This is a genomic window from Staphylococcus pseudoxylosus (assembly GCF_003697915.1).
Classification (GTDB): Bacteria; Bacillota; Bacilli; order Staphylococcales; family Staphylococcaceae; genus Staphylococcus; species Staphylococcus pseudoxylosus.
On sequence record NZ_RCVN01000001.1, the window covers coordinates 86,979 to 102,961 of the forward strand.

Genomic DNA, 15,983 nt, shown 5'->3' on the forward strand with positions numbered 1-15,983 from the left:
TTAATATACTACCTGTCTATATGATTCTAATGGTGCGTCTCTATATAATTTTTCAATATTATAATAATCTCTTTCGTCTTTGTGGAAAACGTGTACGACTACATTTGCTAAATCAATAAGAATCCATCTCGCTTCATTAAAGCCTTCCATACGCTTAACTTCAATTTCTGCTTCGTTAGCTACGTCTTTAACTGCACGTGCGATTGATTGAACTTGTTTTTCATTATTTCCGTGACAAACTACGAAATAATCTGTCATATCGCTAATACCTTTCATGTTTAATGAAATAATATCTTCTGCTTTTTTATTCTCTGTTGCTTCGACAGCTAGCTTTAATAGTTGATCTGATTTCATCTAATCATCCTTTACTCTTTCGTCACTGTAATTATAATAATTTAAACATGCAATCGTTGCGTCATAAACATTAATATCTTTATTAATTAAATATAACACTGTTCGCTTAGATATTTCGTAAATCGTTTTATCTAAGCTACCTTGATTGTATGCTAAATCTCTAATTTCTTCAACGCCTGGGGTCTGACGGCCCGGTTCTATATAATCTGCAATAAATACAAGTTTTTCGGTTTTCGTCATTTGAGCACGGCCAGTCGTATGATTTTTAATTGCGAGTAATACTTCTTCATCATTAATACCATAGTGTTCTTTCATAATCACTGCACAAACTGGCCCGTGTAATATTTCAGAGCCATAACTTAGTAAATTGCGATCTAAATCTTGTTGTGTAACAATTTGATACATTGAACCTAGGTCATCGTACTTTGAATAATCATGTAAAATACCTGCAAGCTCAGCTTTATCTTTGTCACCATCATAAATTTCTGCTAATTTCACAGCTGTTTCTGCTACTCTTAATGAATGGTTAAACCTTTTTTCAGGTAATTTTTCCTTAACAATTTCAACTGCTTGATCAATTTTCATATAATCCTTCCTCTCGGATATATTGTTCAACACTTGTAGGAACCAAAACCTGAATATTCCTATTAGATTTTATTCTATCTCTAATTAACGTTGAACTAATATCAATACGCGGGATTGTAATTGCTATCATATCTGCATCAACACTTTGTTGTGCCTTGTCTCTATTAACAATTACAAATGTGATGAGCTCTTTTAATTCATCTATTTTATACCACTTATCTAGCTGATCATACTGATCAGTGCCAATCACCAAATATATTTTAGCTTCGGGATTTTCTTCTAACATCGAACGAACGGTATCAAATGTATAGCTCTGTCCCTTTCGCTCTATTTCGTCTAGATAAACTTCGCCGAATCCAAGTTCCTTAATAACATTGTGTATCATTGTAACCCTATGATTTGCGTCTAAGAAATCATCATGAACCTTTAAAGGTGACATATAACTTGGTAAAAAATAAAATACATCCGGTTTAATGACATCATTAACTTCACTAGCTACTACCATGTGAGCAAGATGAATCGGGTTAAACTGCCCACCATATATTACGATTGATTTTGTCATTATGGTAATTGAATTTGCTTATTGTCTTGAGATTCTTTATACAACACAATCATAGACCCGATTACTTGCACAATGTCACTACGCGTTGCATCGCTTAAAGTCTGTGCTAAATCATTTTTATCTTCAGAATTATTTTGTAACACATGTATTTTAATGAGTTCTCTATTTTCTAAAATATCTTGTAGTTGATCTACCATATTATCATTTATACCCGCTTTACCTATTTGAAAAGTTGGGTCGACATTATGGGCTTTACTGCGTAAAAATCTTTTTTGCTTACCTGTTAACATAATTAGCTCCTTTATAAATGCTTTAAAACTGCCTCTTTCATAATTTGGATTTGAGGTAGTTCATTTGTCCATATTTTAAAACTCTCTGCTCCTTGATATACAAACATATCAAGGCCATTGTGAATTGGATTTCCTTTCGCTTCTGCTATTTCTAAAATTGGCGTTTTAAAAGGTACATACACAATATCACTAACTAAAGTTCGCGAATCTAAATGATCTAGATTAATAACTACTTCCTTGTTTTCATGCATACCGGCCGGTGTTGTATTAATCACAATATCAAATTCATCTAGCGCTTGTTCTGCTTCTTCCAAAGTAATTTGGTTCACATCTAAATCCCAATTTTCAAAACGTTTCAAAGTTCTATTAGCAATTGTTAATTTAGAGTGTACATGCTTAACTAATTCATTTGCAATACCTTTACTTGCACCGCCAGCACCTAAAATTAATATATAAGCATTTTCCAAATCTGGATATACCTGTTTTAAGCCCGTTACATACCCAATACCATCTGTATTGTAGCCAATCCATTTACCATCTTCAATTTTCACTGTATTAACTGCGCCAACTGTCTTGGATTGATCATCTATTTCATCTAGATATGGCAATATATTTTCTTTATGAGGAATCGTCACATTAAATCCAGAAAGTGCTTTTTCATTAATAATTTCTTTGATTAGGTGAAATTGGTCTTCTGGTATATTGATTGCTTCATAAGATGATGGATTGTTTAACGCTTTAAAATTCGCATTATGCATGATTGGGGATAATGAATGTACTATTGGGTTACCTATTACCGCATATTTCATGTTTATGCCACCTTACATTATTGAATTTCTTAATACTACATCAACATTTTTAGGTACGCGAATGATAACTTTAGCACCTTCATCAATTGTAATAAACCCTAAACCAGAAATCATCACGTCGCGTTTTTCTTTTCCAGTTTCCAACCTTACCGCTTTAACATTTTGTAAGTCAAAATGCTCTGGGTTATTAGGTGGCGCAAGCACAGCACCTAACTGATTACGCCATAATTCATTGGCATTTTCAGTTTTGGTACGATGTATATTTAATTCATTAGAAAAATAACAGACTAGTGGCCGTTTCCCACCACTCACGTAATCGATTCTTGCTAGTCCACCAAAGAATAGGGTTTGACCTTCATTCAATTGGTATATACGTTGTTTAACTTCCTTTTTCGGCATGATTGTCTTAAGTTCATTTTCAGTGACATAATGTGTCATCTGATGTTCTTGAATTACGCCAGGTGTATCGTACATGAAAGAAGTATCATCTAAAGGAATATCAATCATATCTAAAGTCGTACCTGGAAATCTTGATGTTGTAACTACGTCTTTTTCGCCAACACTTCGTTCAATTAATTTATTAATAAGCGTTGATTTCCCTACATTTGTCGTACCTACAATATATACGTCTTCACTGTTTCTTAATGTATTTATTGAATTTAATAAATCTTCAATCCCTTCATTTTTCTCAGCAGAAATAAGTACAACATCATCAGCTTCTAGGCCATATTTTCTAGCAGTCTTTTTCAGCCGCTCTTTCACACGACGCTTATTAATTTGTTTAGGTAATAAATCTATTTTATTGGCTACTAAAATAATCTTTTTGTTACCTACAATACGTTTAATTGCATTAATAAATGAACCTTCAAAATCAAATACATCAACTACATTCACAACAATTCCGCTTCTATCAGCTAAGCCATTGAGTAATTTTAAGAAGTCTTCACTATCTAACCCTACATCTTGTACTTCGTTGTAATTCTTCAATCTAAAGCATCTCTTACAAATGACATCCTCGCGGTATAAATTATGTTCTGGTACATAACCGGGCGCATTTGGATCTTCAGCTTGTAATGGAGCACCACAACCAATACATTTCAATATTTCAGTTTCAGCCAATCAGTTTTCCTCCCATGTAATATAACCTTTTTTTCTAAAATGTTGTAACAATCTTCGCTCGATTAAACGGTTGAATTTTGTTATAAAGCCATCTGTTTGTTTTACAGGAACAACCATAATTGTAAATAAGCCTCTTCTATTACCACCAAATACGTCTGTTAGCATTTGATCTCCTATTACTACAATCTCAGAAGGCTTCAAATTCATTAATTTTGATGCTTGGTTAAAAGCTCTACCTCTTGGTTTTTTCGCCCTAAATATATAATCAACTTTTAATGATTCTGAAAAACTTCCAACACGTTGTTTATTATTATTAGAAACAATTGTTACTGTAATACCTGCTTCTTTTGCTTGTTCAAACCATTGTTTAACAGCCTCTGTTGGATTTGCTACATCCCATCCTACAAGTGTATTATCTAAATCTGTAATTATACCTTTAACACCAGATGCTGCAAGTTTTTCAATATCTATTTGAAAAATAGATTGAACATATTCATTTGGCATAAAATAATGCTTTATCATACCCATTTTATTTTCACCTTTTTATATAGTTTTAATTAAGTGTTCTACGATTTCACTTGAAGATATTGCTGCTTTTTCTAAAAATGCTTCAAATGTAATACCCGCATCGCCATCTGCTAAATCTGAAATTGCACGAGTAATTATAAATGGCATGTTGAATTGATGACAAGTTTGTGCAATCGCAGTAGCTTCCATTTCCGCTGCCATAGCTTGAGGAAAGTTTGTTTTAATTGCCATTCGTTGTTCACTAGTACCAATAAAACTATCGCCACTAACGATTAAGCCTGTCTTGGCATTGATTTGTTGTTGCTCAATAGCTTCAATTGCTTTGTTTATTAATGCTTTATCTGCAACAAATTGTGCCGGCATTTGTGGGATTTGTCCTAGTTGATAGCCAAAAGCTCTTGCGTCTGCATCATGATAGGCAACCATATCACTTGCGACAACGTCTCCTACATTTAATGATTTGTCTAGTGCACCGGCAGAACCTGTATTAATAATTAAGTCAGGCTTAAATTGATTAATTAATAATGTAGTTGAAATCGCTACATTCACTTTACCAATACCACTTTGTGTAAGAATTATGTCTTTACCTTCTAAATTCCCTTTATAAAAGATTACATGCGCGATTTTAATTTCTTCTAAATTTTTTATTTTATCTTTTAAGATTGCTACTTCTTCTTCCATAGCACCTATAATACCAATCACATTCATTCACCTCATCTTAAAATCCTAGCCTTAGTTATTCTACCACATTTAAAGGAATAGCTCGATATTAGTTCTATGTTTTTATTCAAATTCCAAATATTCAATTCATTAACTATTTCGATTTTTAATATAAATCATTTCTATCCTATTTAATTGTGACCGTTTCATAGTTAAAACCCTGTAAGTATGCGTCAATGACAATACTTACAGGGTTTATAAAATTATTTATTAACTACCAAATAATTCAGTGAGTCCTTGTAATGAGAACACGCCCGTCACTATAGTTACTATGACTGCAACAATACCGAAAATCAACATCCATGTCGGGTGCTTATAATCTCCGACTATAGATTTACGTTTACTAGCAATCAATATTGTACCTAACGTAATTGGTAAAATCAAACCATTTAATGCCCCTGCAACTATTAATAGTGTTACAGGCTTACCTAATGATAAGAATACTAAAGTTGAAAACACAATAAAACTAATTACAATGATATTTGTTTTATTATAGACTGATTTATGAAGTGTTTTTAAGAACGTAGCACTCGTATATGCAGAACCAATAACTGATGACATGGCTGCAGCAAATAATACAACACCAAAGATATTACGTCCTATCGGTCCTAGAACATGTTCAAACACAGAAGCTGGTGGATTTTCTGAGTTTAATGTTACACCGGTAACTACTACACCTAGTACTGCTAAGAATAGCAATGTTCTTAAAACACCTGTTGTTAAAATACCTGAGATGGCTGCTTTATTTACAAATGGTAAGTATGCTTTCCCCTGAATGCCTGAGTCTAATATTCTATGTGCTCCTGCAAAAGTAATATAACCACCAACCGTACCACCGACTAAAGTAATAATAGGCAAGACTAGTGCAAGTGGTTGTTCAGGCATTACTAAATGCTTAGCCGCTTCAGCATAAGGTGGATTCGCCTTGAACATAACAAATGCTACTACAATAATCATCAATACACCTAAGAACATTGTAACTATATCCATTATTTTCTGTCCGCTTTTACTAATAAATATACCGATTGATAAGACGGCGGTAATGGCTGCACCAATTTTAACATCTAAGCCAAATATGGCATTTAGTCCTAGTCCAGCACCAGCAATATTACCGATGTTAAATGCGAGACCACCTATTGCAATAAGAATAGAAATAAATGTTCCTAGTCCATTGAATATTTCATTAGCTATTTCTTGTCCTCGTTTTCCGGTTACAACTAGCACACGCCAAATATTAATTTGTGCACCTATATCAATAATTATTGATAGCAAAATGGCAAATGCAAAACTTGAAGCAAATTGCGCAGTAAAGACAGCAGTTTGTGTTAAAAATGCTGGTCCTATTGCGGAAGTCGCCATTAAAAATACTGACCCTAATAGTAGTCTTTTGTGATTCTTAGTAAACTTAAATTCTTGCTCATCTGACTTTAATCTTTCCCCCATAATTTAGCCCTCCAGCCTTGAAATAGAAATACCTTCTTTCGACAATCTTTCTCTTATTTGCGATACAAATTCAAGCGCATGCGCACCATCCCCGTGTACGCAAATAGTATCTGCTTCTATATCTATTGTATTGTTATTTTTGGTAATAACTTTTTGTGATTTTACCATATTTATAACTTGTTCGATAGCTTCATTTGTATCTGTAATAAGTGCATTGGCATCTTTTCTACTTACAAGCTGTCCATCATCTTCATAGCGTCTATCAGCAAACACTTCTGAAGCAGTTGCTAATCCTACTGATTTAGCTTCTGATATAAGCAATGTATTTGATAGTCCAACAAATATCAGTGATTCATCAAAGTCATAAACTGCTTGTGCAATTGCTTGTGCAATTGCTTTATCTCTTGCCCCCATTTGATATAGCGCTCCATGAGGTTTCACATGATTCATTGAAACATCATGGATTTTACAAAATCCATAAAGTGCACCTAGTTGATAAACTACAATATCGTAAATCTCATTCGGCGTAATATCCATATTTCTGCGACCAAACCCTTGCAAGTCTGGTAAACCTGGATGTGCACCAATTCCAATATTATGTTGTTTTGCGAGTGCAATCGTTTGATTCATAACATGTTGATCACCAGCATGAAAACCACAAGCTATATTTGCTGATGTAACGAGTGGAATAATATCTTTGTCGCCACCAAAAGAATAATTACCAAATGCTTCTCCTAAATCGCAATTTAAATCCACTTTCATTTTGTTTCCTCCTTAATGATTTGATGCCTATCTAAAAACTTGATATCTACTTCTTCAGCATTTCCTTCTGCATACAAAGGATATGATAATACAGCATATAGGAAATCTGCGGTGGTAGTAAATCCATCTATCACCATTTCATCAAGTACTACTTTCAATTTCTTAATTGCTAATTGGCGAGTCGATGATTTAACAATAACCTTAGCAACCAACGAATCATAATTAGGGGAAACTGTGTACCCATGATATAACAAACTATCCACACGAATATTAAAACCTTGTGGTAAATGTAAAGATTGGACTGTCCCTGGTGAAGGTTGAAATTGTCTTTCTGGATTTTCAGCATTAATTCTTGCTTCTATTACGTGACCATCAAAAATAATGTCTTCTTGCTCAAATGGCAAAGTACCATGCTGCATCAAATAAAGTTGCGCCTGTAATAAATCTCGATTAGCTCTCATTTCAGTTACAGTATGCTCTACTTGAATACGCGCATTCATCTCAATGAAATAGTATGCATCTTTAGTAACTAAATATTCTATTGTGCCTGCGCTCCTATAATTTGAAGCTTTCGCAACCTTAACTGCATCTAAACACATAGATGCCCTCATTTCATCAGTTATAGCTGCACATGGTGATTCTTCGATCAACTTCTGATTTTTTCTTTGTACTGAACAATCTCTTTCGCCTAAATGTATGTAATTTTCGTTCCCATCGCCTATTACTTGAACTTCAACATGTTTTGCAACTGGTATAAAGGCTTCTACATAAATACGATCATCATCAAAATATTTTTTTCCTTCGCTTTTTGCTTCTTTAAAAGATTTAGCAAGCATATCTTCAGTTTTAACAATTCTAATCCCTTTACCACCGCCACCACTAGCAGCTTTCAACACAAGTGGGTAACCAATTTCTTGTGCAATGTTTTGCACCTCTTCAATTGATTCTACAGCTTTAGTCGATCCTGGAATAATTGGTACGCCTGCATTATCTACAGTTTGCCTTGCTGTAATTTTATCTCCCATCATTTCCATCGTTTTTTGCGTAGGACCTATAAAGTAGATATCATTTTCTTCTACTTTTTTTGCAAAAGATGAACTTTCTGATAGAAATCCATAACCCGGGTGAATCGCATTTGCACCTGTAATTTTAGCTGCACTTATAATTCTGTCCTGATTTAAATAACTTTCTAATGGATTAGCGTCACCAATACAAACTGCTTGATCCGCTAAACTGACATGTAAACTTTTCTCGTCACCTAGAGCGTATATTGCAACCGTTTCAATATCAAGTTCTCTACAAGCTCGAATAATTCTTACTGCAATTTCACCTCTGTTTGCGATTAAACAACGATACATACAAACACCCCTTTTTACAAACTTATTTCACTTTTATAATCTGTTGATTATATTCAACATTAGACCCGTGCTCGATAAGAATCTCATCAACCACGCCAGAAACATCACTTACTACTTCATTTAAAACTTTCATCGCTTCTATGTAACCAATCGTATCTCCTTTTTTAATTTCGTCACCAACATTTACGATTGGGTTGGTTAACTCTTTCTCATCTTGCAAGAAAAATGTTCCGACCATAGGTGATTTAACTGATTGATAATTTGATTCGTTTGTTTCATCATTAGACGCATTGTTCGAATATGTTTCACCCGACTGATTAGATGGTTGGTTTGAAACAACATGATTAGCTACGCCTTCTGTAAAATCTATTGATATTTCATGTTCAAAATCTTTATAGCTGAATTTCTTAACTTCATTTGATTTAACCAATTTAATTAATTGTTCTACTTTTTCTAAATTCATTATTATTCTCCTTTAAGTAATTTATTAATTCGATTAGAAGTTTTTCTCAGTTGAGATATATCGAAAATAGGTGCTTTTAATATTTGATTTTGCTTTTCATTAAACGCTTGCTCTTTTTCCTTTAGCTTTTCTGTAGCTGTTGCTACCGTTACCCATTCAAATTTAATCGTTTCAATAGGTTTTTTCTGCGCAAGTATCGGTAAATCGGCAGCACACACTGTTGCAATTTTAGTATAACCACCAACCGTTTGTTTATCATTTAATAAAATAATAGGATTACCATCATTTGGAACTTGAATACTACCCAAAGCTACAGGTTCAGAAATGATATCTGCAGATTCCATTGGGGCAATGTTTTCACCTTGTAAACGAAAACCCATACGGTCTGATTTTTCTGAAATTTCAAAGACTTCGTTTACTAACTTTTGTTTAGCTTCATTACTAAAATGCTCTATTTGAGGACCTTCTATTATATGAATTAATTCTTGATTTAACGCCTCACCTGGACAACTCAAACCTATCCGTTCTGTGTACATTTTATTTTGTTGACATGTGATTACATCAGAAGATTTTAATGCTCTGCCATGATAGCCACCTATCTTACTTCTGGTATGTGTTGAATAACTATTGGCTATTTTTGGTATCTCGAGTGGTTTCCCGAACAATATATATCCTCTTGCCCCATCAACAACTGACCCTATTTTTAATTCATCACCCTTCTCAACAAAAATAACTGTTTGATGAGAGATAGTTTGATCGTTTAATGTCGCTTCAAAATGCCCACCTGTTAACACAAATGTATTATCGTTTAGAAATTGTATTGTCGGCCCAATTATCGTGAATTCAATGGCCGGTCCTTCATTACCTATTAATGTATACCCTATTCTTAAAGCATAAGTATCTAGTGCACCAGCTGTTGAAAAACCTTGGTCTTGATAACCAATTCTACCTAAATCTTGAACTGTACTAAATAAGCCAGGATTTAATATTTTAATACTCATACTATCTATTCACCCACTTTGCAATTTCAAAATCATCTTGTAGTTGTGACTGTTGTATATGCTCAAATGTTTCTTCATCAATTGAATAAAACTTAATTGTATCTCCTGAATTATATAAGCACATCGGAGTGCGATTAATATCGAATACTCGAATTGGTGTACGACCAATTATCTGCCATCCTCCCGGTGATTCCTTTGGATATAAACCAGTTTGATTATTAGCAATACCAACTGAACCAGCAGGTATACTTGTTCTTGGTTCCTGCCTTCTTGGAGTATGTAACTGTGGATTCAAACCTCCTAAAAATGGAAAACCAGGCATAAAGCCAAGCATATATATTAAATATGTATTATCTGTATGTAATTGCACAACTTCTTCTTCTGATAAATTATTATATGAAGCAACTTCACTTAGATCTTGACCATACGCTCCGCCGTAAAGTACAGGGATATTGATTTGCTTAGCTTCCCCGTTTGTATGCGCTTCCAATTCGTTGTCTGATTGGTCCAATTTAAGCGCTTCAACTACTTGTTTAACATCGCATTGTGCGATATCAATATTAAGCATAATCGCTCTATAGCTCGGTACAATATCTATAATTGCAGGATGTTTTTGATTTATAATATACTGTTTGACTTGTTGAACTTTATTAAAAATATCTTGATTTATTTGAGCTTCGAAATAAATCATAATAGTTTGTTCGTTTATTAATTTATACTCCAGAAACGTATCCCCCTTTATGCTTTCTGCAATTAATTTTAAATAAAAACTTAATTACGAGATTAACGTTATCATTATATCATTCATTTTATTTTCCTGTTTAATAGTAAATAATTATCAACAATAATAATAAATGCAAATACATAAAACCTTAATGTTTAATTATTAAGTAGAGTCATTTTTTATCAATATACTATTAAATAACTTTTAATGTTATTCTTTAAAATGCAATACATTAGTATAGAAACACTACAATATATTTTAAGTACCCCCCAACAGTAAAGACACTGCTAGGGGGTACTTAATTATATTATTTAATATTAACAATTTTCACGTTGATTTCTCCACCATTTGGTAATGGTACACGTACTTCATCATCTAATTTTTTCCCAATCAAGCTTTTTGCCATTGGTGATTCGTTAGAGATTTTCCCTTTAAAAGCATCAGATTCTGCAGAACCGACAATTTGATATTCTTCTTCTTCATCGCCAGGTAATTCTACAAAAGTTACAGTTTTACCTAACTGCACTTGGTTATTATCGCCATTATCTTCAATAATAAGTGCATTACGTAACATATGTTCTACACGTTGGATATCTTGTTCAATAAAACCTTGCTCATCTTTAGCTGCATCGTACTCTGAGTTCTCTGATAAATCTCCGAAAGAACGTGCAACTTTAATTTTTTCAACGACTTCAGGTCGCTTAACTGTTTTTAACTCTTCAAGTTCATTTTCTAACTTTTCAAATCCTTCTTGAGTCATTGGATATTGTTTTTGATTTTCCATTATGTCATCTTCCTTTACATATAAATACTATTGTTTACTTACTAAAGTTTGAATCTTAGTTGTCATTATATCGATCGCTACTTTATTACTTCCACCTTCTGGAATAATGATATCTGCGTATCTTTTTGTAGGTTCTATAAATTGATTGTGCATTGGTCGAACTACATTTAGATATTGATTGATTACAGAATCCATTGTACGTCCTCTTTCTTCAGTGTCCCTAAGAAGACGTCTTAATATACGTAAATCAGCATCTGTATCGACATAAATTTTTACATCCATTAAATCTCTTAATGTTTTGTTTTCAAGCGCAAATATACCTTCTACGATAATAACATCTTTTGGCTCAAATGCAATCGTTTCCTCACTTCTTGTATGATTTGTATAATCGTATGTTGGCACTTCAACCTGTTTACCATTTCGTAAGTCGGTTAAATTTTCAATTAACAAATCATTATCAAAAGCGAAAGGATGGTCATAATTGGTTTCCAAACGTTCATCAAAAGTTAAATGCGATTGGTCTTTATAATAATAGTCTTGAGCCAATAGTGCAACACTATGACCTTCTAAATTTTTCATAATTTCATTTGTGACTGATGTTTTACCTGATCCAGACCCACCAGCTATACCGATTATTGTTGTACTTTTCATTATCCAATTTCCTTTCTCATCATGTTATTTGCATAAATTGGATGATTAACTTTAATTTGCACAATTTGTAATGGGTGACGGGCAGCATCAAGTTCATTACCCTCTTCGTCATAAATTGTCTCTACAACTTGTCGAAAAGTCTCAATTTCTGGGCCAAAAAATTCTATTTCTTGTCCAGGCTCAAATTTATTTCGTTGTTGAATCGTTGCAATCTTAGTTTTCTCATCATAATCTAATACTAATCCACAGAAATCATAAGCTGAATTTTTCTTATTCTGATGTCCAAACATCTGCTCTTCATAACCAGGTGTACCTTCTATAAAAGCAGAAGCAGTATCTCTATTGGCACATTTATCTAATTCTATCAACCACTCTGGTTTGATTTTGAAATTTTGAGGGTCATCGGCATAAGCATCAATCACTTTTCTATAAACAGAAACAACTGTAGCAATATAGTGAATTGACTTCATACGCCCTTCTATTTTCAATGAATCAACACCAATATCCATCATATTTGGAATAGATTCTATTAATTTTAAATCTTTCGGGCTCATTGCAAATGGTGTGACTTCCTCATCTCGATAATATAAGTCTAATTCCCCGTCAGATTCCACTTGCAGTAAATCATAATCCCAACGGCAACTTTGACAACAACCACCTCTGTTTGAATCTCTTGCAGTCATATGATTACTTAAAGTACATCTTCCTGAATAAGCAATACACATAGCGCCATGTATAAATGACTCAATCTCGATGTCTACTTGCTCTTTCATTTCTTTCATTTCCATTGCACCGGTTTCACGTGCTAAAACAACTCGGTCTAGACCTTCTTCTTTCCAAAATTCAACCGCTTTATAATTTGAAAGTGATTGTTGTGTAGATAGATGAATTTCTAGTTCTGGCGCAACACTTTTACAAGTCTCAATAATTAACGGGTCTGCAACAATGATCCCTGTAACACCCGCCAATGCTAAGTCACGTAAATAGTCATCTAGACCTTCCATGTTTTCATCATGAGCGATTATGTTCGTAGTAACATAAATTTTAGCTTGATACCGTTTGGCAAATTCAACGCCTTCTTTTATTTCTGCTAATGTAAAATTATCGGCGTTTGACCTCAAACCATATGCTTGTCCACCCAAAAAAACAGCATCTGCACCATAATGTACGGCGATTTTCAGTTTTTCTAAATTTCCAGCTGGTGCAAGAAGTTCAGGCTTTTTCATTTTAGGCTTATGTTGAATATTAATTTCTTCTAAAATTTCCACTGTTCAACCTCCATTAATATACTGTTTGTTTATATAAGAAACCTTCATCAAATGGGCGATGTTCTGGTTGTATTGCTTCTATTGGATCAACAAGCATAAATTTTTCATCTTCATAAGCTTCAGGATCTTCATTATATAAATCAATGGCTTCTCTATATTGTTCAGTACACACGTTTATATATTCTTCTGACTGTAACACACCATCTATTTTCAGTGCATCTATACCAGCCTCTAATAAAGGTTCTAATTCTTCTATTAAACATATATCATGTGGAGACATGATATGAGTGCCATTATAATCTTCGAAGACTGGATATTTGTTATCACGTTCCTCGTCATATAACAATAATTCATCAGCTTCTAGATTACGCTCAATCTTTAATTGTCGTTCTTGGAATGTGTAATAGTTACCTAACAACATACGCTTAGATTGAAACATACATGTCATACCATGGACTTGTACTTCAATTTCCACATTTGCATTAGCTTTTATATTTAGTATTTCTTCTAAATTCAATTCTCTTGCTAACTGAGCACGTTTGGCGCCTTTTTTCCCCCAATAATTACACTGAAAATAATTTGTCACTAACGTTTCAGCATCCCAATTAAGTGGAATCGGGTTATCTTGATTTTTAACAAACATAATTACAGCTGGGTCACCAAAAATAATGCGGTCAACTTTAATTTCGTGCAAAAATTCTATATAGGATTCAACGGCATTTAAATGATAGTTGTGAAAAAGCCCATTGACGGCTGCGTAAACCTTTTTACCATTACTGTGTGCCAAATTCACAGCTTCTCGCATAGCCTCTCTATTAAATTCACCAGCAAGCCTCAATCCAAATTTCTGCTCACCTATCACAAATGCATCAGCGCCTTTTTCAATTAACGCTTCAATATGTTTAACAGATTTGGGTGTAACTAATAATTCTGTCATTGTGATTCTCCTTTAATTGAAATTGCTAAACCATCATCTATGTTTAAAAAATTAGTTGTGTAACCTTCATGATTAATTAACCATTCGTTATACTCTATTACTTTTTTAACCATTTGACGTACATTACGTGTGCGTACCACGGATATATCCGAAACAAAACCGTGGTATAGAACATTATCCGTAATCACAACACCACCATCTTTTAAGATTGGCGTAAAAAGTTCAAAAAATTTCTTTGATTGCGCTTTAGCAGCATCAATAAATATCATATCATACGTTCGATCGTTCACCTTATTGAACTGTTTTAACGCATTGCCTTCAATTAGTTTTACTTGGTTATTAAAACCAAATAATTCTATATTTTCTTTTGCTTTATTTATCATTTCTTCATCACGTTCTATTGTCGTCACTTGAATTTCTTTAGATATCGAAGCAAATTGCATTGCGCTGTAGCCTATAGCAGTACCAATTTCTAATATGTTTGTTGGTTTATGTAATCTGATTACTTGTTTTATCATCTCAAGCGTCAGTCTATCTACAATTGGGACATTATTTTCCTCTGCAAACGTTCTTAGAGATTCTATATTTTCATCGGTTTGCTGGTGTAAATTTAATAAATAGGATTGATTATTATCCATTTCTTCATAACTTCCTTTGTTGTAAAATCATACTTTGGATTCAAGCAATAAAATAAATCAGTCATTTAGTGACTGATTAAATAATTTAAACAAAATATTAAATCCTAAATTCAATATGCGTATTTATTTTAATTATGATTCAGTATAAAACTTTTTCTTTTATGTATGTACGCACAAATTTAACTTTATATATTTTATCACAAACAAATAGAGAATATAAGTGTAAAGTCACAGTGAATACTAAATTAAAAAGTTGAATTATCATACCGGTCATTGTTTTATCTATGATTCATAGTAATTAAGATTGTATTTTCCATTGGTAATAAAATTAGAATCGAGTCATAATATAATTACAAAAAATGCCTCATTTTAAAGTTAATCTATAATTATTTCAAAGCATAGACCAACATATGTCTTTGCATAAATATTACATACTCTACTAATTTACTAATAACTGAAAGAAATAATTGATGAGGATTACAGTATCGATCATAAGCTCAAAATCATATCCAAAGGGACCATACTTGATCAAATTTTTAAGATTTTAAATATAAAAGAGGGCTAATCCCTTACGGATTAGCCCTCTTATTTTAAAAATAGATATTTCAATTCCAAATTCTTATGCTTTTACGCATCTTAATTAATTATTATCTATTACTCGTGATCGTGGTCATGATCGTCCATTTCAGTATTAACTACTTCTTCAATCATGTCCCACTCTTCATCTGTTTCTACAGGTAAGAATTTACCACCTTCACCATTTTCATCTGGTTCATTAATCATTGGTACCAATTCTATTAAATCATCATCATCAGATTCTGCGCCTTCTTCAGCAAGAATTACATATTCTTTTTTAAATTCTGGGTGGAAGAATTCTAATACTTTACGATATAAGACTTCATTACCTTCCTCATCGTATAGAGTAAGTAATTCCTCTTCGTTGTTAATTTCTAATTGAGAATCGTGATTGTGTTCAGTCATAATTAA

General features: G+C 33.1%; 20 protein-coding genes. All 20 read right to left on the reverse strand.

The annotated features are described in order from the left end of the window. A complete protein-coding gene (rsfS, locus tag D9V42_RS00445; protein ID WP_029377151.1) occupies positions 1 to 354 on the reverse strand; it encodes a ribosome silencing factor in 354 nt (117 codons plus the stop codon). Continuing rightward, the gene (gene yqeK / locus D9V42_RS00450; protein WP_122062415.1) at positions 355 to 939 is read right to left on the reverse strand and encodes a bis(5'-nucleosyl)-tetraphosphatase (symmetrical) YqeK; all 585 of its coding nucleotides are present in this window, start codon (positions 937 to 939) and stop codon (positions 355 to 357) included. Further along, entirely contained in the window at positions 929 to 1,501 is a 573-nt protein-coding gene (gene nadD / locus D9V42_RS00455) for a nicotinate (nicotinamide) nucleotide adenylyltransferase (RefSeq protein WP_107556094.1), read from the reverse strand. The genes yqeK and nadD overlap by 11 nt, the downstream gene beginning before the upstream one ends. Beyond that, the gene (gene yhbY / locus D9V42_RS00460) at positions 1,501 to 1,791 is read right to left on the reverse strand and encodes a ribosome assembly RNA-binding protein YhbY (protein WP_017724629.1); all 291 of its coding nucleotides are present in this window, start codon (positions 1,789 to 1,791) and stop codon (positions 1,501 to 1,503) included. The genes nadD and yhbY overlap by 1 nt, the downstream gene beginning before the upstream one ends. Positions 1,792 to 1,802: 11 nt before the next feature. Next, positions 1,803 to 2,600: a shikimate dehydrogenase gene (gene aroE / locus D9V42_RS00465; RefSeq protein ID WP_122062417.1), complete on the reverse strand. Its 798-nt coding sequence runs from the start codon at positions 2,598 to 2,600 to the stop codon at positions 1,803 to 1,805. 12 nt (positions 2,601 to 2,612) lie between these two features. Then, complete coding sequence (gene yqeH, locus D9V42_RS00470) at positions 2,613 to 3,719, reverse strand: ribosome biogenesis GTPase YqeH (RefSeq protein WP_122062419.1); 1,107 nt, start codon at positions 3,717 to 3,719, stop codon at positions 2,613 to 2,615. Further along, positions 3,720 to 4,247, reverse strand: a complete 528-nt coding sequence (locus D9V42_RS00475; protein WP_017724632.1) for a YqeG family HAD IIIA-type phosphatase — start codon at positions 4,245 to 4,247, stop codon at positions 3,720 to 3,722. A 15-nt stretch (positions 4,248 to 4,262) separates the two neighbouring features. After that, complete coding sequence (mtnN, locus tag D9V42_RS00480; protein WP_122062421.1) at positions 4,263 to 4,949, reverse strand: 5'-methylthioadenosine/S-adenosylhomocysteine nucleosidase; 687 nt, start codon at positions 4,947 to 4,949, stop codon at positions 4,263 to 4,265. A gap of 228 nt (positions 4,950 to 5,177) precedes the next feature. Continuing rightward, the gene (locus D9V42_RS00485; protein WP_122062423.1) at positions 5,178 to 6,410 is read right to left on the reverse strand and encodes an NRAMP family divalent metal transporter; all 1,233 of its coding nucleotides are present in this window, start codon (positions 6,408 to 6,410) and stop codon (positions 5,178 to 5,180) included. 3 nt (positions 6,411 to 6,413) lie between these two features. Further along, positions 6,414 to 7,172: a 5-oxoprolinase subunit PxpA gene (pxpA, locus tag D9V42_RS00490; RefSeq protein WP_107530721.1), complete on the reverse strand. Its 759-nt coding sequence runs from the start codon at positions 7,170 to 7,172 to the stop codon at positions 6,414 to 6,416. Next, on the reverse strand, positions 7,169 to 8,530 hold the full coding sequence (locus tag D9V42_RS00495) for an acetyl-CoA carboxylase biotin carboxylase subunit (protein ID WP_122062425.1): 1,362 nt from the start codon (positions 8,528 to 8,530) through the stop codon (positions 7,169 to 7,171). The genes pxpA and D9V42_RS00495 overlap by 4 nt, the downstream gene beginning before the upstream one ends. Positions 8,531 to 8,552: 22 nt before the next feature. Continuing rightward, positions 8,553 to 8,993, reverse strand: coding sequence for an acetyl-CoA carboxylase biotin carboxyl carrier protein (locus D9V42_RS00500; protein ID WP_122062427.1), 441 nt, complete (start codon positions 8,991 to 8,993; stop codon positions 8,553 to 8,555). A 2-nt stretch (positions 8,994 to 8,995) separates the two neighbouring features. Continuing rightward, positions 8,996 to 9,994: a 5-oxoprolinase subunit C family protein gene (locus tag D9V42_RS00505; RefSeq protein WP_122062429.1), complete on the reverse strand. Its 999-nt coding sequence runs from the start codon at positions 9,992 to 9,994 to the stop codon at positions 8,996 to 8,998. A 1-nt stretch (position 9,995) separates the two neighbouring features. Further along, positions 9,996 to 10,718 (reverse strand): 5-oxoprolinase subunit PxpB, encoded by a 723-nt coding sequence (pxpB, locus tag D9V42_RS00510; protein ID WP_122062431.1) that lies wholly within the window; start codon positions 10,716 to 10,718, stop codon positions 9,996 to 9,998. A 307-nt stretch (positions 10,719 to 11,025) separates the two neighbouring features. Further along, entirely contained in the window at positions 11,026 to 11,502 is a 477-nt protein-coding gene (greA, locus tag D9V42_RS00515; RefSeq protein WP_017724640.1) for a transcription elongation factor GreA, read from the reverse strand. Positions 11,503 to 11,529: 27 nt separating this feature from the next. Next, entirely contained in the window at positions 11,530 to 12,153 is a 624-nt protein-coding gene (gene udk, locus D9V42_RS00520; RefSeq protein WP_017724641.1) for a uridine kinase, read from the reverse strand. Next, positions 12,153 to 13,421 carry a peptidase U32 family protein gene (locus D9V42_RS00525; protein ID WP_411775545.1) on the reverse strand — a complete coding sequence of 423 codons (1,269 nt, stop codon included), beginning with the start codon at positions 13,419 to 13,421 and terminating at the stop codon, positions 12,153 to 12,155. Before D9V42_RS00525 ends, udk begins: the two co-directional genes overlap by 1 nt. Before the next feature lie 13 nt (positions 13,422 to 13,434). After that, positions 13,435 to 14,358, reverse strand: a complete 924-nt coding sequence (locus D9V42_RS00530) for a peptidase U32 family protein (RefSeq protein ID WP_122062433.1) — start codon at positions 14,356 to 14,358, stop codon at positions 13,435 to 13,437. Beyond that, a complete protein-coding gene (locus D9V42_RS00535; protein WP_122062435.1) occupies positions 14,355 to 14,996 on the reverse strand; it encodes an O-methyltransferase in 642 nt (213 codons plus the stop codon). The genes D9V42_RS00530 and D9V42_RS00535 overlap by 4 nt, the downstream gene beginning before the upstream one ends. A 654-nt stretch (positions 14,997 to 15,650) precedes the next feature. Then, positions 15,651 to 15,977 carry a DUF1292 domain-containing protein gene (locus tag D9V42_RS00540; protein WP_017724645.1) on the reverse strand — a complete coding sequence of 109 codons (327 nt, stop codon included), beginning with the start codon at positions 15,975 to 15,977 and terminating at the stop codon, positions 15,651 to 15,653. Positions 15,978 to 15,983: the final 6 nt, after the last annotated feature.